This window comes from Acidibrevibacterium fodinaquatile, from assembly GCF_003352165.1.
In the GTDB taxonomy this organism is placed as follows: domain Bacteria; phylum Pseudomonadota; class Alphaproteobacteria; order Acetobacterales; family Acetobacteraceae; genus Acidibrevibacterium; species Acidibrevibacterium fodinaquatile.
This window is the reverse complement of sequence record NZ_CP029176.1, coordinates 1,899,892-1,918,614: the sequence shown is the minus strand read 5'-3', so window position 1 is coordinate 1,918,614 and position 18,723 is coordinate 1,899,892. Positions and strand designations below refer to the sequence as shown.

Below are 18,723 nucleotides of genomic sequence, written 5' to 3'. Positions count from 1 at the left end.
GGGCCGGCTGATTGCTCCCGACCATCCCAGATGAGGAGCCCGATCATGGACATCACGGATAAGCCGCTGCCTGAGATCCGCACCACCTGCGCGATCGCGGTCATGGGCAAAGCGCCGCGGAGCGGAAGCGCCAAGACGCGGCTGGCACCGATTATCGGCGCGGATGCGGCGGCCGCGCTGAGCGCCGCCTTTCTGAGAGACACCACCGCCAATGTCATTCTGGCCGGGCAGTCGGCGCCAATCCGAAGCGTTGTCGCCTACGCGCCGTGCGGCTTAGAGTCCTTGCTGCAGCCGCTTCTTGCCGCTGGCACGTCGATGCTGCTGGCGGACGGACAAGCCATCGAGAGGCCGGGCGTCGAAGGGTTCGGTCGCTGCCTGTTGCAGACGGTGGAGGCGCTTTTCGATGCGGGCTATGGATCGGTCTGCGTGCTGAACTCGGATGGGCCAACCTTACCGACCGCCTACCTCGTGGCCGCGGCGCGTCTGCTCGGCGCACCCGGGGACCGGGCGGTGCTCGGCCCCACCGAGGACGGCGGCTATTACCTCCTCGGATTGAAGCGGCCGCACGCCGCCCTGTTTCGCAACATCAGCTGGAGCACCAGCGTGGTCGCCGCCGAGACGCGCGCACGCGCGGCGGAGATTGGTCTTGAGATCGCGGCGTTGCCGAAATGGTTTGACATCGACGATGGCCCAGCGCTCGAGCAGCTCGTCATCTCCTTGGAGACCGCAGGCCACGATGGCTTCCCCGCGCCGGCGACACGAGCCGCGCTTCGCGCACTCGGCTTGCTGACCCCAGTCGCATGCGAGGGTTGAACGCGCGTCTCGCCGTGCTCGGCGCCGCTTTGGCGGCGCTCGTTCTTTGCGGTCTGCTGCTCTATGCGCGGGGCGCCGACCCGGCCGGCTCGACATGGCCCGTGGGTCGTTTTGTCGCGGTGCTCGGAGTCGCGGCGATACTCTATTTCGCTGCCGCGTGGCTGGTGCTTCGCGAAAGCGGCAATGCGGCGACGCTGGCGATCGTGCTCGGGGTCGCACTCCTCGCGCGCGCGCCGGCGCTCGTTGGGCCGCCCTTCCTGTCGAGCGATCTCTACCGCTACATCTGGGATGGCCGCGTCCAGCTCGCCGGCATCAATCCCTACCGATACATTCCCGCGGACCCTGCGCTTGCCGCCCTGCGCGACCGTGCGATTTTCGACAACGTCAATCGTCGCTTCTACGCGCACACGATCTATCCGCCTGCGGCGGAGCTCATGTTCCGTCTCGTGGCGATGATCTCTCAAACGCCGTTCGCGATGAAGCTCGCGTCCGTCGGCTTTGAGGCGATCGCGATCGCGTGTCTCTTGGCAACGCTGCGCCTCTGCCGCCAACCGCCTGCGCGGGTGCTGCTCTACGCCTGGAACCCGCTCGCCATCTGGTCTTACGCCGGCAACGGCCATGTCGATGCCGAAGCGATCGCGTTCATGGCGGTGGCTCTGCTCGCGCGCGCGGTCCGACGGGATGGCTGGGCCGGCGCGGCACTCGGCGCTGCGACGCTGGTCAAGTTTTTGCCGGCCGCCATCGGACCGGCGTTGTGGCGCGGGCGCTGGCGATTGCCGGTCGTCGCCATTCTCACAATCGTCTTATTCTACCTTGCCTTCATCGCCGTCGGACCGGGTCGCGTCCTGGGCTTTCTCGGAGGGTATGGGGCGGAGGAGGGCCTGCGCGACGGCCGGGGCATCTGGCTGCTCGCCGGGCTCGCTGACCTTACCCCCCTTCGGCGCTACGCGGTGCCGCTCTACGGCCTTGCCTCGGCGCTGGCGCTCGGGGCGGCAGCGCTCGTGGCCGCTCGCGCCTGCCGCGCAGATAGCGCCGATCGTGCGGCGGAGGTTCGCCGCATCGCGGGCTGGGCTGGCTTTCTCGCCGTCCTCGCGACCTTCGTCTTCAGTCCCCATTACCACTGGTATTTTCCATTTCTGGCTATCTTCGCGGTGCTGCGGCCGAGCAGGGCACTTCTCTGGCTGTCGGTGGCGCCGCTCATCCTCATTCTCAACCCTTGGCACGAATTCTTTCTCTGGCCTGCCCTCGTCTATGTGCCGGCCATCGTCCTGTTCGTGGTGGACGAGGGCGCAATCATCGGGCGCCGCTCTGCGCGTCCCGCGCAACCGAGCCCGGCCGCAACCTGCGACGTGCCCACAGCGACGAGCCCTGGGCGCTCGGCCGTCGGTCGTGATCGCTGATGTATTGCACCCCGCATCGCCGCGCGCTGCCCTGTGGCGTCGCTCCCGTCTCCGCGCGCGGCGACGCAACGCAGCAGGCGCTTCGCGAGATCTGGAACGCCAACGCCGGTCGCGACCTCCCTCGCCGACTGCCCGGCAATGCGCCGCCGAAGCGGTGCGGGGGATGCAGACTCCGATGGCGCCTTTGATGACGAGTTCGCGGGATAACATCAGCACCATCGCCGTCATCCCCGCCTTCGAGGAAGCCGGCGCGATCGGGCCCACCGTGCGACGCCTTCCGCGCGAGGTCGTTGACCACGTCATCGTGGTCGACGGCGGCAGTGCCGACACAACGGCCGCGGAAGCCGAGGCGGCGGGCGCGTTGGTGATCCGCGAGGGCAGGCGCGGCTACGGACGGGCTTGCGCGCGCGGCGCCGCGGCGGCGGGGGCGCTCGGGGCCGACATCGTGCTGTTTCTCGACGGCGACGGCAGCGATGCCGCGGAACGCGCCGGCGACATCGTCGGTCCGGTTCGCCGCGGCGAGGCCGATCTCGTGCTCGCACATCGCAGCGCCGCCGGCCGTGCGCGCGCCAGCATGGGGCTCCACCAGGTCTTCGCTGGGTGGGCGTTCGGTCGATTGATCGGCCTGATGACGGGCACGACCTACCGCGACATGTGTGCCTTTCGCGCACTCCGCCTCGAGACGCTCGAACGGCTTGGCATGACCGAACTCACCTACGGCTGGAATCTCGAGATGCAGATCCGAGCGGCCGCAGCAGGCCTGCGGATCCGAGAGGTGCCGCTTCCCTACGGGCGGCGCCGCAACGGACACTCGAAGGTCGCCGGCAATGTGTGTGGCACGCTCCGCGCGAGCGCACAGCTCTTGGCGGTATTCGTCCGGTTCTGGCGCGCGCGCCGCGCACACCGGGCGCGCCCGACTTGAACGCGACGTTGAGGGGCGTTCGTCGCTTGCCGATCCCTTGCTCGGCCCTTTCCCCGTTGCGCAGGTATTCGCTAGAGTCTCGCGGTGTCATACCAGCCAGCCGAAAGAATGACACGTCGCTTGAAGACGGCTGGTTGGTATCTTTTTGATGTTGCGCGCAGCCGCCACACCAACCCTGCGCGCATACCGGTCAGCGATTTCGCTGACCGGTATCATTCTCCATTTTGGTAGGCCCATGGACCGTTTGGATGCGATGCAGATGATGCTCACGGCGGTCGAGTGCGGCAGCCTTTCAAAGGCGAGCCGCAAACTCGGCCAGCCGCTCGCCACCGTAAGCCGCAAAGTGTCTGAGCTCGAAAGCCACCTGAAGGCGAACCTCCTGATCCGTTCGTCGAAGGGTCTCGAGCTGACGCCCGCGGGCCGGACCTACGTCAACGCGGCCAAGACGATTCTCGAGGCGCTGAACGAGGCCGAACGCGCCGCCGCCGGCGAATACACCGCGCCCAAGGGCGACCTGGTCGTTACCGCCCCCACCATGTTTGGCCGGCTTCACGTCCTGCCCGTCGTCACCAGCTTCCTTGCATCGTTCCCCGAAGTGTCCGTCGCGCTGATGCTGACCGACCGCGTGACCCACTTCCTCGACGACCAGATCGACGTTGCCCTGCGTATCGGCGACCTGCCTGACAGCAACCTGATCGCAACCCGCCTCGGCGCAACCCGCCGGGTGACATGCGCAAGCCCCGCCTATCTCGCCGCGCGCGCAGCCCCGGCCGTTCCGCAGGACCTCGCCGACCACGATGTGATCTCGTTCGAGAGCGTGTCGTCCCCCACCCTTTGGCGTTACTGGTCAGACGGCAATGAGATCGCCATCCCTCTCAGATCACGCTTGAGCGTCAATACCTTCGATGCGACGATCGCTGCGGGTGTCGCCGGTGCGGGGGTGATCAGGGCCAATTCCTACCAGGTCGCTCACTATGTGCGCGACGGGCGGTTGCAGCTGCTACTCGAAGCCTACGAGCCCTCGCCTCGGCCGGTGCACTTGATCTACGACAAACGAGGCCGCCTGCCACTCAAGCTGCGCGCCTTCGTCGATTTCGCTGTTCCGCGTCTTCGGGACCGTCTGACAAACGCCGCGCCGGCCCGGTTTTGATCCGCCGTTGACAGGCTCGCCGGCCGATCTTTACCAGGAATTATTGTCTGGCCTCATGCCGGAGCGCGTCACCCGAAGCCCTCTCTGGCCAAAAAGTGCCGCGGGCCGGCGACCACGGGCGCGGGCAGGCAAGGGCGGCCCTGGCGTGCGGTGGCGCGCTGGCCGATATGACCTCACCCGCGCCGCCTGAGAGCGCGCCGATCGCGCGCCAAGCGAGCCCACCCCCGGTGTGCCCCCGAAGAGCAAATCATCACCGATTAAGCGATTGAAAAATGGCGCGCCCTGGTGGATTCGAACCACCGACCCACAGCTTAGAAGGCTGTTGCTCTATCCGACTGAGCTAAGGGCGCCGCTTGGTCTAATGGGTCCAGTTTTCGCGGCGGCGATATTGAAAATTCTCAGCATAGACCTTGGGGCGAAAGCGCGGGCGGGCGGGGAGTTCGAGGTCATAGGGGATGGCGTGCCGGGCGGCATAGGCCATCGCCGCCTCGCGGGTCGGGAAGCGAAGGCGGATCTGGGTTTCGGTATCGCTGCTGCTGATCCAGCCCATCAACGGGTCGTGCTGGCGCGGCGCGGTGGGCTCGAATTCCAGCACCCAGTCATGGGTGTTGGCCTGGCCCGACTGCATCGCGGTTTTGGGCGGCTGATAGATCCGGGCTCGGCGCGTCATCGCTCTCTCTCTCCTCGTCGGCATATCGCCTTGCGCGGCGGTTCCGCGCTGGTCGGGGCGGCCGGATTCGAACCGGCGGCCTCGTGTACCCAAAACACGCGCGCTAACCAGACTGCGCCACGCCCCGCCGGGCGGAAACTATGGGCCGCCGCCGCCGCGCGCAAGGGGAGCGGTGAAATCGCAGGCTTCGTGTTATGCTCACCCCGTCGGTCCCTTGGGAAACTCCTGATGAACGAGGCAATCTCATGAAAGAAGAACGGGGTCGCTTGCAACGCGCGGGATTGCCGCCGCTCGCCTATGCGCGGCAGGCGGGGCGGGCGCCGACGGTGGTGTTTCTCCCCGGTTTCGCGAGCGACATGGAGGGCGAGAAGGCGCGTTTCGTCGCCGCATTCTGCGCCGCGCGCGGCCAAGCGGTGTTGCGTTTCGACTATTCCGGCCATGGCGCGAGTGATGGCCACTTCGAGGAGGGGACGATCGGGCGCTGGCGCGACGACGCGCTCGACGTCATCGACGCGCTGAGCGATGGCCCGCTGCTGTTGATCGGCTCTTCGATGGGCGGTTGGCTCGCGCTTTTGGTGGCGTTGGCCCGGGCGCCGCGCCTCGCCGGGCTGATCGGCATCGCCGCGGCGCCGGATTTCACCGAGGCGCTGATTTGGGCCGCGATGCCGTTCGCGGCGCGCGAAACCCTGATGCGTGAGGGCCGGATCATGGCGCCGAGCGCCTACGGGCCGCCGACGCCCATCACCCGGGCGCTGATCGAGGAGGGTCGCCGCCATCTCTTGCTCGAAGGGCCGATCGCGCTCACCGCGCCGGTCCGCCTCCTGCACGGCCAGGCCGATCCCGACGTGCCGTGGGAATTATCGCTCCGCCTCGCCGAGCGGATCACCGGCGGCGATGTCACCGTCACCCTGATCAAGGACGGCGATCACCGGCTATCGCGTCCCGCCGATCTCGCCTTGCTCGGCGCGACCCTTGGCGGTCTCCTCGGCGAGGATGGCAGCTAGACCCTCGCGATAGCTCGGATAGCGCCAGGCGAGGCCGAGCGCGCCCTTGCTGATCTCGCTCCGAACGCGACGATTTTCCGCCCAGAAACTCAGCGCCATCGCGCTCATCGTCGGTGCCGCGGCGGCGAAGGGAATGGCCGGCGGCGGCGAAAGGCCGAGAAGACGCGCCGCCTCCTCGATCACCGCGGCGCTCGCCGCTGGTTCGTCATCGGCGAGGTTGAAGACCCGCGTGCCGCGCGCCGGGGCGTTCGTCATCGCGGCGAGGACGGCATCAGCGATATCGTCGCGATGAATACGCGAGAACACCTGCTCGGGCTTGATGATCCGGCGTGCCCGCCCGGCGCGGAGATCATCGAACACCGAGCGCCCGGGGCCATAAATCCCGGCGAGGCGAAACACATCGACCGCGCAATGGCCAGCGAACGCCTGCCACGCGCGCTCGGCGGCGACCCGGCGCTCGGTGCGCGGCGAGGCCGGGCGCGGCGCTGTCGTCTCATCGACCCACTCTCCGCCGCGATCGCCATAGACCCCGGTCGAAGAGAGATAGCCGATCCAGCACAAACGCGGCGCCGCGGCAATTTCGGCGCGATAGCGGGCGAGAACCGGATCGCCGCCGCCTTCTTCCGGTGCCGCCGTGATCAGGAGATGGGTTGCCTCGGCCAGGGGCATGGCCACATCGTCGAAGCGAAGCGCCCCCGGCCCGCCGGCCCGCGTCGTCCCGGCGACGCGATAGCCGGCCGCGCGCGCCAGCGCCGCCACCGCGCGGCCGCAATAGCCGAGGCCGAAAATCAGCAGCGAGGCGCGCTCCGTCATGGCTCTGATGTTTGCCCGAAGCGCCGGCAAAAGGCTAGATTAGCGCCATCATGGACCGGCGATGGCTGATCTTCTTGGGTGGGGCGGCGCTGTTGTCGATCGCCATTGCGGGTGGCATCGCTGGCTTGCGGATGCGCGCGGCCGTCGCGCCGGACATGGCGGAAGCGCTGCCGGTGCCGCCGGTGCCGCCACGCATCGCATCGGGTAAGGATTATGAGGATTGCCTCGCGATGTTAGCCAAGGATCCGCTCGGCGCGCATGGCTTCGCTGAGGCCTGGGAGGCGACCGGCGGCGGCGATGGCGCAACGCATTGCTATGGCCTTGCCGAAATCGCCCTCGGCAATGCCGAGAGCGGTGCCGAAATCCTGGAAAAACTCGGCACCGAGAGCGCGGCGCCGGCAGCGGCGCGGGCGATGATCCTCGGCCAGGCGGTGCAAGCCTGGCTGATGGCCGGCGATGCCGGCCACGCGTATGGCGCGGCGACGCTGGCGCTGATGCTTGCCCCTGACGATCCCGATTTGTTGATCGATCGCTCGGTCGCCGCGGCGACGGCGGAGCATTACGCTGATGCGATCGTCGATCTCGATCGTGCCTTGGCGCTCGATCCGCGGCGGCCCGACGCCTTGGTCTATCGCGCCGCGGCGTGGCGGGAACTCGACCAACTCGATCGCGCGGCGGAAAATGTGGAGGCGGCGCTGACTCTCGACCCCGATAATCCCGATGCCTTGCTGGAACGCGGCATTCAGCGCCAGCGTTTCGGCGATTTGAGCGGCGCCCGGGCGGATTGGGAACGGGCAATGGCGCTCGCCCCCGATACCCCGACGAGCGATCTCGCCGAACAGAATCTGGCGCTGCTCGATGCCGGGCCGGAAAAGCCGTAAATAAGAGAGAGTGGTTTGTTCTTTTTTGAAAAAAAGAACCAAAAAACTTTTGTCAGTTGGGTAGTGCCTGCGGTACTGCCCACTCCGAGAACCCGAGAAGAAAGTCTTTTTGCTTCTTTTTCTTCAGAAAAAGAAGTTTTTTAAATTTTTTGCCGGCATTATTGCCTTCGCGCGGGGATCGGCGCAAAATTTTTGCCTTATTTGTGTTTGCATGAGGAGGAGACTGGAATGAAATTGCTGCGCGTCGGCCCGGTAGGGGCCGAGAAACCCGCGATGCTCGACCCCGAGGGGGGGATTCGCGATCTCTCGGGCGTCGTTCCCGACATCGCGGGTGCGGTGCTGCTCGATGCCGGGCTCGCCAAATTACGGGCGCTCGACTGGAAAGCCCTGCCGCTCGTTGCCGGCCAGCCGCGAATCGGCGCGCCGGTCGCGCGGCCGCTCAACTTCGTCTGCATCGGCCTCAATTACGCCGATCACGCCGCCGAAACCGGCTCGCCGATCCCGAAAGAGCCGATCGTCTTCCTGAAATCGCTCGGGGCCTTCCAGGGGCCGAACGATGACGTGAAAATCCCGCGCGGGTCGAAAAAAACCGACTGGGAGGTCGAACTCGGCATCGTTATCGGCAAAGCCGCGTCCTACGTCGCCGAAAGCGCCGCCTTCGAGCACGTCGCCGGCTATACCATCGTCAATGATGTCAGTGAGCGCGAATACCAGATCGAGCGCGGCGGCACCTGGGACAAAGGTAAGGGATGCGACACATTCGGCCCGGTCGGCCCCTGGCTCGTGACGCGCGACGAGGTGCGCGATCCGCAAGCGCTCGCGCTTTGGCTCGAGGTCGATGGCAAGCGGATGCAAAACGGCAGCACCGCGACGATGATCTTCGGCGTCGCCAAGCTGGTGAGCTATGTCAGCCATTTCATGACGCTCCATCCCGGCGACATCATCTCGACCGGAACGCCGCCTGGCGTCGGCATGGGGATCAAGCCGGAGCCAGTGTTCCTCAAGCCCGGCCAGACCATGCGCCTCGGCATCGAGGGGCTCGGTGAACAGCGTCAGCGCGTGATCGCCGCCTGAGATGGGATAGGCGCCGCGCAGGCGGCGCCTGCCCGCTTTATTTCCCCCCGTATTCGGGCTAGTGCTGCGCCGATGTCGCGGATCGTCACCCAGAACCGCCGCACGGCGGAGACCGAGATTGCCCTGACCCTCGACCTCGATGGCACGGGGCGGGCGGAGATCGCGACCGGCATCGGGTTTTTCGACCATATGCTGACCGCGCTCGCCCGCCACGCGTTATTCGATCTCCGCCTGCAGGCGCGCGGCGATCTGCATGTCGATTTTCACCATACCGTCGAGGATGTCGGGATCGTGCTCGGCTCAGCGTTGGCCGAGGCGATGGGTGACAAGCGCGGCCTCACCCGCTTCGGCCAGGCGCTGGTGCCGATGGATGAGGCTCTGGTCGAGGCGGCGCTCGATTGTTCGGGCCGCGCCCATCTCGCCTTCGCCGTCACCTTCCCGCGCGGGAAGGTCGGCGAGATGGATAGCGAATTGTTCGAGGAATTCTTTCGCGCCCTCGCCGGCAATGCACGGATCACGCTCCATCTTACCGCCCGCGCCGGACACAACACCCATCACCTCGCCGAGGCGTGTTTCAAGGCAACGGCGCGGGCACTGCGCATGGCGCTGACCCGCGATCCGCGGCTCGGCGAGGCGGTGCCTTCGACCAAGGAGAGCCTGTGAGATTTTATACCGCGCATCTCGCCCAAAATCGGGCGCCAGTGCTGGTGCGGGAAGGGTTTTCGCTCGGCGCGATGGTCTTTGGTCCCCTCTGGCTTGCCTTTCATCGCGCCTGGATCGCCGCTGCGCTGGTGGTGGCGGCCGAGATCGTGGTGACGGCAGCGATCGCGCGGCTGCCGGCGTTGTGGCCGCTCGCCCTTGCTCTTCGCTGGCTGCTTGGCCTTTTCGGGCAGGATCTGCGCCGCATCGCGCTCGCCTGGCGCGGCTATGGCGAAAGCGCCGTGATCGCGGCGACGGGCGAGTTCGAGGCCTGCGCCCGGCTGCTCGCGGCGCGGCCGGAACTCGCGCCGGCATTCCTCGCCGGGAGCGGCCGGCGATGAACGTCGCGGTGATCGATTATGGCAGCGGCAATCTTGCCTCCGCCGCCCGCGCGCTTGCGGTTGCCGCCGAACGTGAGGGGATGGCGGCTGACGTGCAGATCACCGCTGACCCCGCCCGCGTCGCCAGCGCCGATCGCATCGTGCTGCCCGGCCAGGGTGCTTTCGCCGATTGCGCCGCGGGGCTCGCCGCGATTCCCGGCCTCCGCGCCGCGATCATCGCCGCGACCGAGCGCGGGGCGCCGTTTCTCGGCATTTGCGTCGGCATGCAATTGATGGCCGAACGCGGCTTGGAACACAGCGTGACGCCAGGTTTCGGCTGGATCGCCGGCGAGATCGTGCCGCTCTCGGCGCCAGGCTTGCGCCTGCCGCAGATGGGGTGGAACGGGCTTGCCTTCGTCCAGCCCGCGCACCCACTGCTCGCCGGGCTCGCTCCCGGCGATCACGCCTATTTCGTGCATAGCTATGCCCTCACCGGCGCCCGCCGCGACCAGGTTCTGGCGACCACCGATTACGGCGGCGAGGTCATCGCCATGGTCGCCGCCGGCAACCGCGCCGGCACGCAATTCCATGTCGAGAAAAGCCAGGAGGTCGGCTTGCGCATTCTCGGGAATTTCCTCCGCTGGCAGCCTCCCCGGCAGCCATGAGCGAGCGCCGGCGGGAGTTGCTGGTCGAGCGCGCGAGCGCGCTCGACGAGGATGATCTGGCGGCGTTGTGCGAGGCGGCGGATGCCGCGATCCTCGAGGGCGGCGGCTTCGGCTGGGTCAACCCGCCGGGGCGGGCGGCGCTGGAGCGCTATTTTCAGGGGCTGCTGCTGGTGCCGGAACGCGAGCTTTACATCGCCCGGCTCGACGGTGTCGTCGTCGGCTCGGCGCAGCTTGTGCGCCCGCCGCGCAACAACGAGGCACAGGCTTTCGCCGCGACCCTGATGCACAGCTTCATCGCGCCCTACGCCCGTGGCCATGGCCTCGCGCGCCTGCTCACCGAGCGCGCCGAGGAAGGGGCGCGGGCGCTCGGCTATCACGTCATCAATCTCGACGTGCGTGAAACGCAAGAGGCAGCGATCCGGCTCTATGAATCGCTCGGTTATACGCGTTGGGGCACGCATCCCGTCTATGCCCGCATTCAGGGGCGCACGGTGCGCGGGTTTTATTTCTACAAACTGCTCCAGCCGGGCGGAAAAATCGCATGACGCTGACCCTCTATCCGGCGATCGACCTCAAGGACGGGGCGTGCGTGCGCTTGAAGCGCGGCGCGATGGCGGAGGCGACGGTCTATGCCGAGGATCCGGTGGCGCCGGCGCGGGCGTTTCAGGCGGCGGGTTGCCGCTGGCTCCACGTCGTCGACCTCAATGGTGCATTTGCCGGCCGCGCGGTGAATGCCGAAGCGGTCGCCGCGATTCTCGCCGAAAGCCGGGTTCCGGTGCAGCTCGGCGGTGGCATTCGCGATCTCGCGGCGATCGAGCGCTGGCTTTCGCTCGGCATCGCGCGCGTCATTCTGGGGAGTGCCGCCGTCAAGAATCCCGCCCTGGTGCGCGACGCCGCACGGGCTTTCCCCGGCCGCATCGCCGTCGGCATCGACGCCCGCGACGGGCTGGTTGCGACCGAGGGTTGGGCCGAGACTTCGACGCTCACGGCAGAAGATCTCGCACGCCGCATCCAGGATGCCGGCATCGCCGCGATCATCTTCACCGATATCGGCCGCGATGGCATGCTTTCGGGTGTCAATGTCGCGGCGACCGCGGCGCTCGCCGCCCGGCTCGACGTGCCGGTGATCGCCTCCGGCGGGGTCGCCGGGGTGGACGACCTCATCGCCCTGACCCACGCCGCAGCGCGCCTCGAACATGGCCAGATCGAGGGCGTTATCGCCGGTCGCGCGCTTTACGACGGCCGCCTCGACGTCGCAACGGCGCTTGCGGCGCTGGCCGGCGCCGCCCACACGGATGGGTGACAAGGTCGCCCGTCAAGAGACCCTCGGGCTGGCATAAAGCCCATTCCTGGCTTTGCCCAAACGCGCGGCGCGGCGGGCGAGTGCTGCGATGGCGTTGCGGCAGATCGTTTCCGCCGGCGCCCCGGTTTGCTTGCAGGCGCGCTCGGCCTCGAACAAGCTCTCCATGGCGGCCGACAGCGCCTCGATTGGCCAGAGGCGTAGCGCCGCCGAAAATGCCCCGGTGCGACGGACGAAGACCGGCGGGCGCAAGTTCCGTTGCGCCTCCGCGTCCGGGGTTCCCGCCGCGATCGCCGCCCGCACCCGGTGCAGGCGCTGAAGATGAAGAAGGGCGGCGCGCACGGCACCGACCGGCGCCGTGCCTTCCGCCAAAGCCTGCTCCAAAGCGCGATCGGCGCGGGCAAGGTCGCCCCCGGTCGCGGCAAACAGCGCGTCATCGAGCGAAAGCCCGGCGAGATCGCCCGTGCAGGCTTGCGCGTCGGCGATCTCGATTTTACCGCCGGTGCCGGCATAGAGCGCGAGCTTTTCGAGTTCAGCGGCGCTTGCCATGCGGTCGGCACCGAGCCGGGTGGTGAGCCAGTCCAGGGCCTCGGAAGAGATCGAAACGCCGTGTGCTTCCAATCGGGCGCGAATGGTCTGGCTCAGTGCCCGCCCCTCCTCCGGGTAGCAGCCGATGGCGGCAGCGTCTTGCGCGCGTTCGATCAGGGCGCGAAGCTTGGAGCGCGCTGGCAATTCCCCGGCTTCGAGCACCAAAAGCGCCTCGCCCGGCCCGGCCAGTGCGGCGGTAACGGCGCTCGCGGCGCGATCATCGGCGTCTCGCACCCGCACCACGCGCCGCCCGCCGGTGAGCGCCAGCGCCGCCATTTCCTCGGGGATCCGCGGGAATCCCTCGCGGTCAAATTCTACGAAACGGAACGGGTCGTCACCTGTGCCAAGCACGGCGCGCACCAGCGCGCTGCCGCGCTCGCGCACCAGCCCGGCATCGGGGCCGTGAAGAAGAACGGCGCGATAGCCCCCGGGATTGGCGAGAACGGCGGCGGCGGCGCGGCTGTCGAGCTTCATGAAGCGTCGGTGCTGGCCGGGTGATGCTTGAAATAGGCGATCAGTTCCATGGTGATCATGTCGGCGATCGTGCGCGAAAGACGCCAGCGGACTTTTTCGTCCTCGAGGGTGGAGTCGAAAAATTGCTGGTCGATGAAATTATACCCGTCGATTGCGTGCGCCTTGCCGGTGGTGATGACGGTATGCGCCGGATCCTGGCCGCGCAATGTCCAGGTCGCGTTCGCGATCACCCGCTGATAGGTGACCGAAGTATCGGGCTGGATGCCGACGCTCTCCTCGCCGATGCTGTAATTGACGTCGAGATCGTAGCGCCGGGCGACGCCGACGCCGCCGTAATTGAAGCGCTCCTGCAGCGCCTCGCTCAGCTCTTGGCCGGAGCGATCGGGGATTCGCCCGATGGTGATGGCGGCGAGATCGACCGCTTCCGGCGCCGGATCGCCGTTCGCGGTTGTCGCGTAAACCGGCGAGAAGCCACAGCCGGGAAGGGCGAGCGCGGGCGCGAGGCTGGCGGCGGCGGAGAGCAGCGCCCGGCGAGACAGAAGCAAGGGTGGGGCATGATCCTGCATCGCGTCTCTCCCCATCAGACAGTCAGTCTGCTGCGATGACGAAATTGATGATCCGGTCTGGGACGAAAATCTGCTTGACGACGCGCCGGCCGGCAAGCGCCTTGGCGACATTGGGCTCGGCCCGCGCCTGCTGCGCCACCTCGGCCTCGGGGCTTCCCGGCGGCAGGCTCACGGTGCCGCGAAGTTTGCCCAGAACCTGCACTGCGATCGTCACCTGATCGCGGGCGAGCAGCGCGGGATCCGCTTCCGGCCAGGGCTGTTCGGCGACCAATCGCGCTTCGGGATCGAGAAGGGTCTGCAACTCCTCGGCAAGATGCGGCATCATCGGCGCGACCAGCCGGGCAAGCGTCCCCGCAGCCTCATGCCGGGCGAAGCGGAGATCGGCGTCAGCGCCGGCGGGCGTTTCGGCGAGCGCGTTGGCAAGTTGATGGATGCGCGCGACGGCGACATTGAAGCCGAAATTTTCCAGCGCCTCGGTAACCGCGGCGATGGCGCGATGGGTTGCCTGGCGCAAAGCGCGGGCCGGGGCCGAAAGGTTCGCCGATGCCACCTTTGGCGCCGCGCCCTCGGCCGCGATCTCGGCGACCAGCCGATAAAGTCGTTGGATGAAACGAAACGCTCCCTGGACGCCGCTTTCGGTCCATTCCATGTCGCGTTCCGGCGGGTTGTCGGCGAGGATGAACCAACGCGCGGTGTCGGCGCCGTAACGCGCAATGATCGCGCCGGGATCGACGGTGTTGCGCTTCGATTTCGACATCGCCTCGACACGGCCGACGCTGACCGCCTCGCCGGTGTCGCGATGGCGCGCGCTGCCATCGGCGAAGGTTTCGACTTCGTCGGGATAAAGCCAGCGGCCATCGGCGCCGCGATAGCTGGCATGCGTCACCATCCCCTGGGTGAAGAGGCCGGCGAACGGCTCATCGAGGGCGAGGTGGCCGGTCGCACGCATGGCGCGGGTGAAGAAGCGGGAATAGAGGAGATGGAGGATCGCGTGCTCGATGCCGCCGATATATTGATCGACCGGCAGCCAATGCCGCGCCGCTTCGGGATCGACCGGGCGCTCGGCGCGTGGGCTACAAAAGCGGGCGAAATACCAGGAGCTGTCGACGAAGGTATCGAACGTGTCGGTCTCGCGCCGCGCCGGGCGACCGCAATCGGGACAGGGAACATGTTTCCATGTCGGATGATGATCGAGCGGGTTGCCGGGCCGGTCGAAGCTGACATCCTCAGGCAGCAGCACCGGCAGATCCCGCGCCGGCACCACGCCGCAGGCCTCGCAATGAATGACCGGGATCGGGCAGCCCCAATAGCGCTGCCGGCTCACCCCCCAATCGCGCAGCCGCCAATTGACGACGCCCTCGCCGTGCCCGCCTCGCGCCAAAGCCTCGATCGCCGCGCGTTTGGCCGCATCCGCCGCGAGACCATCGAGAAAGCCGGAGTTGAATACCGCGCCCGGCCCGTCATAGGCCTCATCGCCGATCGCAAACGAGGCTGCCTCGGCCCCCGGCGGCAGCACCACCGGGCGCACCGGCAGGCGGTATTTGCGGGCGAAATCGAGATCGCGCTGATCATGCGCGGGGCAGCCGAAAATCGCGCCGGTGCCGTACTCCATGAGCACGAAATTGGCGATCCAGACGGGAAATGTCTGATCGGGGAGAAACGGATGGCGGACGCGAAGGCCGGTGTCCAACCCCTGCTTCTCGGCGGTCTCGATCACCGCCTCGCTGGTGCCAAGACGCCGGCATTCGGCGATGAAGGCAGCGATCGCGGGGTTTTCGGCGGAAAGCGCCGCGGCCAGCGGATGCTCCGGCGCCAGCGCGAGAAACGACATGCCATAAAGCGTGTCCGGGCGCGTGGTATAGACCTCGATCGCGGCGAAATCGGCTTTGGCCTCGGTAAGCGGAAAGCGCACGCGCGCGCCTTCGCTGCGGCCGATCCATTTCTCCTGCATAACCCGCACCCGCTCCGGCCAACGCTCCAGCGTCTCGAGGGCCGCGAGGAGATCGGGCGCGAAGCGGGTGATCTTGAGAAACCATTGCGAGAGTAGCTTTTTCTCGACCGGCGCGCCCGAGCGCCAGCCGCGCCCGTCGATCACCTGCTCATTGGCGAGCACGGTCTGATCGATCGGATCCCAGTTGACCCAGGCTTCCCGGCGCTCGACGAGGCCGGCCTTGAGAAAATCGAGAAACAGCGCCTGTTGATGACGATAATAGCTCGGATCGCAGGTCGCGAATTCGCGGCTCCAGTCGAGCGAGAGCCCCATACGCTGCAATTCGCCGCGCATGGTCGCGATATTGTCATAGGTCCAGCGCGCCGGGTGGATGCCGCGTTCGCGCGCCGCGTTCTCGGCAGGGAGGCCGAACGCGTCCCAGCCCATCGGGTGCAGAACCACCGCGCCGCGCGCGCGCTGATACCGCGCCACCACATCGCCGAGCGTGTAGTTGCGCACATGCCCCATATGGATGCGCCCCGAGGGGTAGGGAAACATCTCCAGGACATAATATTTGCGCCGCCCGTCGGCCGGGCAGTCGGCGACATGAAAACAGCCGCGCGCCGCCCATTCCCGCTGCCAGCGGGGCTCGGCGGCGGCAAAATCGTAACGGTGAGGCTCGGGAGCAGGAGAGGCCAAGGCGCGGTTCGCTTTCGTCTTGAGGGGAAGATCGAGAGCGTCTTTATGCCCAAGCGCCCGCTCTCGGCAACCCGCGCCGGCGCCGGCCTCAGGGCGGCGTGGTATCGCCCTCGCCGAGCGCGCGCTGCATCAGCACGACATCGCGCCAGCGCCCGAATTTATAGCCGACCGAGCGGTAACGCCCGGCCTCGGCAAAGCCGGCGCCGCGATGGAGCGCAATCGAGCCGACATTCGCCGAATCGCCGATCACCGCCAGCATCTGGCGAAACCCGGCCGCGGTCGCGGCGGCGATGAGTTCGGCAAGCAACGCCCGCCCGACGCCACGCCCACGCTGGTCATCGCGGACATAAACGCTATCTTCGGCGGTAAAGCGGTAGGCTGAGCGGGTGTGATAGCGCGCGGCGTAAGCATAGCCGAGAACCCCCGTCGCATCCGCGGCAACCCGCCAAATCGCCCCGGCATCGGTCAGGGTTGCGAATCGCGCCGCCATCTCCTCGACCGAGGGCGGGACCTCCTCGAAAGTGCCGGTGCCGGTGAGCACGTGATGCGCGTAGATCGCTTGGATTTCGGGAATGTCGGGGAGAGCGGCGGTGCGGATGCGCATGCGCTGATATTAGCCGATTGCGGCCGGACGTGACCAGAACCGGGGTTGGCCGCGGCGCCCCCTGATCGCGGCTTGGCAATGGGGCGCGTCTTGCGAGCGCCTCTCGCAAGACCGGCCTGAACGGGGCTGGATTGATCGCGCGCGACCCGGCATGCTGCGCGAAATATTCGGAGGAAACAGACCCATGGCCGCCGCCCCGACGCCTCGTATCCGCTTCATGCAGCGTGCGGCGCTCACACTTCTCGTGCTGAGCGGCGTCGTCAATTACATCGACCGCGCGACGCTGGCGATCGCCAACCCCTTGGTCCGCCATGATCTCGGTCTCTCGATCAACGATATGGGGTATCTGCTGTCGGCGTTTCTTTGGGCCTATGCCTTCGCGCAGCTTCCGGCCGGCGCCTTGGTCGATCGCCTCGGGCCACGGCTTTTGCTGTCGCTCGGCCTCGCTTTGTGGTCGGGCGCGCAGGCTTTGGGCGGGCTTGTGCGCAATTTCGGCGAGTTTTTCGCCGCCCGCATGTTGCTCGGCCTTGGCGAAGCGCCGCAATTTCCGACCGGCGCGCGCGTCGTCAAGGACTGGTTTCCGGTGCGCAATCGTGGTCTCGCGACCGGCATTTTCAATTGCGCCTCGACCCTCGGCAACGCCATCGGCGCGCCCCTGCTCACCTTTCTCATGCTCGCTTTCGGCTGGCGCTGGATGTTCCTGATTATGGGATTTGCCGGCCTCGTCGTCGCCGGTCTTTGGTATCTGATTTATCGCGATATCGAAACTGTCCTCCTATCACGCGAGGAAACCGAGATCGTCACAGAAGGCGACCCGCCCGGTGCGCGCGCGCCGACGCGGTTTGCCGAATGGCGGCGGCTGTTTCGCTTTCGCATGACCTGGGGGATGATTCTCGGCTATTTCGGCACGATTTATCTCACCTGGGTCTATACCGCCTGGCTCCCCGGCTATCTCGAAATCGAGCGCCATATGACGATCGCCAAAACCGGCTGGGCGGCGGCCATCCCGTCGGTTGCCGGCGTCGTCGGTGGGATTTTCGGCGGTTGGATCGTCGATGTGCTGGCGCGATTGGGGCTCTCGCCGATCAACGCGCGCAAAGTTCCGATGTCGCTCGCCCTCATCGGCATGGCGCTTTTTACCGTTCTCGCCGCCGAGGTCGAAAGCAACACGGTCGCCATCGCCTGCATCTCGGCCGCCGTTTTCCTCGGCTATGCGACCTCGAGCAGTTGCTGGGCGATGGCATCCGTCGCGGCGCCGCCGAATTATACCGCCTCGATCGGCGCCATTCAGAATTTCGGCGGCTATCTCGGCGGCGCGCTAGCCCCGACCGTCACCGCCTTGATCGTCACCAAGACCGGCTCGTTCGTCCCGGCCCTTCTGGTGGGTGCGGCGATCGGCGTTTTCTCCGCGATCGCCTATTTCGTGGTGATCAGGGGGCCGATCACGGCGGCAGCGCTGCGTGGCGAGGATGACATCGCGGCACCTATTCGCGCGCCAGCACCCGGTCATTGAGGAGGCTCGCGAAACGGCGCGGGCGGAATTCGGCGCGCAGACGGTCTTCGTGATACTCCTCGCGCACCCAGTCCAGAAACGGCTTTCGGCCTTCCCCCTCGCGCGCATACATCGCGAAAAACGCATCCAGAATGCCGGTCGACGAGTGGCGGAAATGGAGAAAGCGCAAGGAAAGCTGCGCCAGCGCCTGCGCCGAGGTGCCGCCTTGGATCAGGATGAAGAGACCAGCCGCAAGCCCGGCGCGATCGGCGCCGGATTTGCAATGGATCAGCGCCGGCTCGCGCATCTCGGCGAAAATCGCCGCGAGATTGAGGATGCGGTCGCGATGCGGGGCACCGCGGCTCTCGAACGGGGCGTAGATATGGCGAAGGCCGAGCCGCGCGGCGGCATCGCGGGTCAAAGCATCCGAGCCGCAAGCCCGCGCGCCGCGAAGATTGATCACCGTGCGCAAGCCATAGCGCCGTGCCGCATAGGCGAGCCAGGCCGGCGTCGGGTGATTGGCGCGATAAAGACGGCCTTCCGCGACGGTCGCGAAATTATGCCAGAAAATCCGAAAAAACGCGTGATCGACAAAGACGCTATCCGCCCAGGCGGCAAGCCGCCGGCGCGGCGCGGTGATATCGCCCGCGAACATCACC

The 18,723-nt window shown here is 67.1% G+C and carries 20 protein-coding genes and 2 tRNA genes; 13 read left to right on the top strand and 9 right to left on the bottom strand.

All coding sequences use genetic code 11. From position 1 onward, the window contains the following. The first annotated feature begins 45 nt into the window (after positions 1-45). From DEF76_RS09185 to DEF76_RS09170, 4 genes are all read left to right on the top strand, one after another. Positions 46-813 carry a TIGR04282 family arsenosugar biosynthesis glycosyltransferase gene (locus tag DEF76_RS09185; protein ID WP_114913775.1) on the top strand — a complete coding sequence of 256 codons (768 nt, stop codon included), beginning with the start codon at positions 46-48 and terminating at the stop codon, positions 811-813. After that, a complete protein-coding gene (locus tag DEF76_RS09180; RefSeq protein ID WP_114912083.1) occupies positions 801-2,213 on the top strand; it encodes a glycosyltransferase 87 family protein in 1,413 nt (470 codons plus the stop codon). Before DEF76_RS09185 ends, DEF76_RS09180 begins: the two co-directional genes overlap by 13 nt. A gap of 187 nt (positions 2,214-2,400) precedes the next feature. Then, the gene (locus tag DEF76_RS09175; protein ID WP_114913774.1) at positions 2,401-3,135 is read left to right on the top strand and encodes a glycosyltransferase; all 735 of its coding nucleotides are present in this window, start codon (positions 2,401-2,403) and stop codon (positions 3,133-3,135) included. A 235-nt stretch (positions 3,136-3,370) separates the two neighbouring features. Next, positions 3,371-4,285, top strand: a complete 915-nt coding sequence (locus DEF76_RS09170) for a LysR family transcriptional regulator (RefSeq protein ID WP_114912082.1) — start codon at positions 3,371-3,373, stop codon at positions 4,283-4,285. A 273-nt stretch (positions 4,286-4,558) separates the two neighbouring features. Here the strand turns inward: DEF76_RS09170 and DEF76_RS09165 are convergent. From DEF76_RS09165 to DEF76_RS09155, 3 genes are all read right to left on the bottom strand, one after another. Beyond that, positions 4,559-4,635, bottom strand: a tRNA-Arg gene (locus tag DEF76_RS09165). An 8-nt stretch (positions 4,636-4,643) separates the two neighbouring features. Beyond that, positions 4,644-4,955 (bottom strand): ETC complex I subunit, encoded by a 312-nt coding sequence (locus DEF76_RS09160; protein ID WP_162800574.1) that lies wholly within the window; start codon positions 4,953-4,955, stop codon positions 4,644-4,646. Between the two features lie 49 nt (positions 4,956-5,004). Next, positions 5,005-5,082: transfer RNA gene (locus DEF76_RS09155), tRNA-Pro, on the bottom strand. Between the two features lie 118 nt (positions 5,083-5,200). Here DEF76_RS09155 and DEF76_RS09150 point away from each other — a divergent pair. Continuing rightward, the gene (locus DEF76_RS09150; RefSeq protein WP_114912080.1) at positions 5,201-5,959 is read left to right on the top strand and encodes an alpha/beta hydrolase; all 759 of its coding nucleotides are present in this window, start codon (positions 5,201-5,203) and stop codon (positions 5,957-5,959) included. Here DEF76_RS09150 and DEF76_RS09145 read toward each other — a convergent pair. After that, entirely contained in the window at positions 5,888-6,772 is an 885-nt protein-coding gene (locus DEF76_RS09145; protein ID WP_114912079.1) for an SDR family oxidoreductase, read from the bottom strand. The two genes, DEF76_RS09150 and DEF76_RS09145, sit on opposite strands and share 72 nt — an antisense overlap. Positions 6,773-6,864: 92 nt before the next feature. Between DEF76_RS09145 and DEF76_RS09140 the strand changes: the two genes are divergently transcribed. The 7 genes from DEF76_RS09140 (at position 6,865) to hisA (ending at position 11,714) form a co-directional block, all read left to right on the top strand. Beyond that, positions 6,865-7,653 (top strand): tetratricopeptide repeat protein, encoded by a 789-nt coding sequence (locus DEF76_RS09140; protein ID WP_205216155.1) that lies wholly within the window; start codon positions 6,865-6,867, stop codon positions 7,651-7,653. A gap of 228 nt (positions 7,654-7,881) precedes the next feature. After that, on the top strand, positions 7,882-8,727 hold the full coding sequence (locus DEF76_RS09135; RefSeq protein WP_114912077.1) for a fumarylacetoacetate hydrolase family protein: 846 nt from the start codon (positions 7,882-7,884) through the stop codon (positions 8,725-8,727). A gap of 72 nt (positions 8,728-8,799) precedes the next feature. Further along, a complete protein-coding gene (gene hisB, locus DEF76_RS09130; RefSeq protein WP_114912076.1) occupies positions 8,800-9,390 on the top strand; it encodes an imidazoleglycerol-phosphate dehydratase HisB in 591 nt (196 codons plus the stop codon). Then, positions 9,387-9,767, top strand: coding sequence for a DUF2628 domain-containing protein (locus DEF76_RS09125; protein ID WP_114912075.1), 381 nt, complete (start codon positions 9,387-9,389; stop codon positions 9,765-9,767). Before hisB ends, DEF76_RS09125 begins: the two co-directional genes overlap by 4 nt. Further along, positions 9,764-10,411: an imidazole glycerol phosphate synthase subunit HisH gene (gene hisH / locus DEF76_RS09120; protein ID WP_114912074.1), complete on the top strand. Its 648-nt coding sequence runs from the start codon at positions 9,764-9,766 to the stop codon at positions 10,409-10,411. The genes DEF76_RS09125 and hisH overlap by 4 nt, the downstream gene beginning before the upstream one ends. Next, positions 10,408-10,956, top strand: coding sequence for a GNAT family N-acetyltransferase (locus DEF76_RS09115; protein WP_114912073.1), 549 nt, complete (start codon positions 10,408-10,410; stop codon positions 10,954-10,956). Before hisH ends, DEF76_RS09115 begins: the two co-directional genes overlap by 4 nt. Continuing rightward, the gene (hisA, locus tag DEF76_RS09110) at positions 10,953-11,714 is read left to right on the top strand and encodes a 1-(5-phosphoribosyl)-5-[(5-phosphoribosylamino)methylideneamino]imidazole-4-carboxamide isomerase (protein ID WP_114912072.1); all 762 of its coding nucleotides are present in this window, start codon (positions 10,953-10,955) and stop codon (positions 11,712-11,714) included. Before DEF76_RS09115 ends, hisA begins: the two co-directional genes overlap by 4 nt. A 12-nt stretch (positions 11,715-11,726) precedes the next feature. Here hisA and holA read toward each other — a convergent pair whose 3' ends face one another. The 4 genes from holA to DEF76_RS09090 all read right to left on the bottom strand — a co-directional run bounded on the left by holA (position 11,727) and on the right by DEF76_RS09090 (position 16,572). Further along, complete coding sequence (gene holA / locus DEF76_RS09105; RefSeq protein ID WP_114912071.1) at positions 11,727-12,773, bottom strand: DNA polymerase III subunit delta; 1,047 nt, start codon at positions 12,771-12,773, stop codon at positions 11,727-11,729. Continuing rightward, the gene (gene lptE, locus DEF76_RS09100) at positions 12,770-13,339 is read right to left on the bottom strand and encodes an LPS assembly lipoprotein LptE (RefSeq protein WP_162800573.1); all 570 of its coding nucleotides are present in this window, start codon (positions 13,337-13,339) and stop codon (positions 12,770-12,772) included. Before lptE ends, holA begins: the two co-directional genes overlap by 4 nt. Positions 13,340-13,361: 22 nt before the next feature. Continuing rightward, complete coding sequence (gene leuS / locus DEF76_RS09095; RefSeq protein ID WP_114912069.1) at positions 13,362-15,968, bottom strand: leucine--tRNA ligase; 2,607 nt, start codon at positions 15,966-15,968, stop codon at positions 13,362-13,364. 88 nt (positions 15,969-16,056) lie between these two features. Beyond that, positions 16,057-16,572, bottom strand: a complete 516-nt coding sequence (locus DEF76_RS09090) for a GNAT family N-acetyltransferase (RefSeq protein ID WP_114912068.1) — start codon at positions 16,570-16,572, stop codon at positions 16,057-16,059. A gap of 184 nt (positions 16,573-16,756) precedes the next feature. On the opposite strand from DEF76_RS09090, the gene DEF76_RS09085 reads away from it, so the two are divergent. Next, a complete protein-coding gene (locus DEF76_RS09085) occupies positions 16,757-18,085 on the top strand; it encodes an MFS transporter (protein ID WP_114912067.1) in 1,329 nt (442 codons plus the stop codon). Here DEF76_RS09085 and DEF76_RS09080 read toward each other — a convergent pair. Next, positions 18,057-18,719, bottom strand: coding sequence for a tyrosine-protein phosphatase (locus tag DEF76_RS09080; protein ID WP_114912066.1), 663 nt, complete (start codon positions 18,717-18,719; stop codon positions 18,057-18,059). The two genes, DEF76_RS09085 and DEF76_RS09080, sit on opposite strands and share 29 nt — an antisense overlap. Between the last annotated feature and the right edge of the window lie 4 nt (positions 18,720-18,723).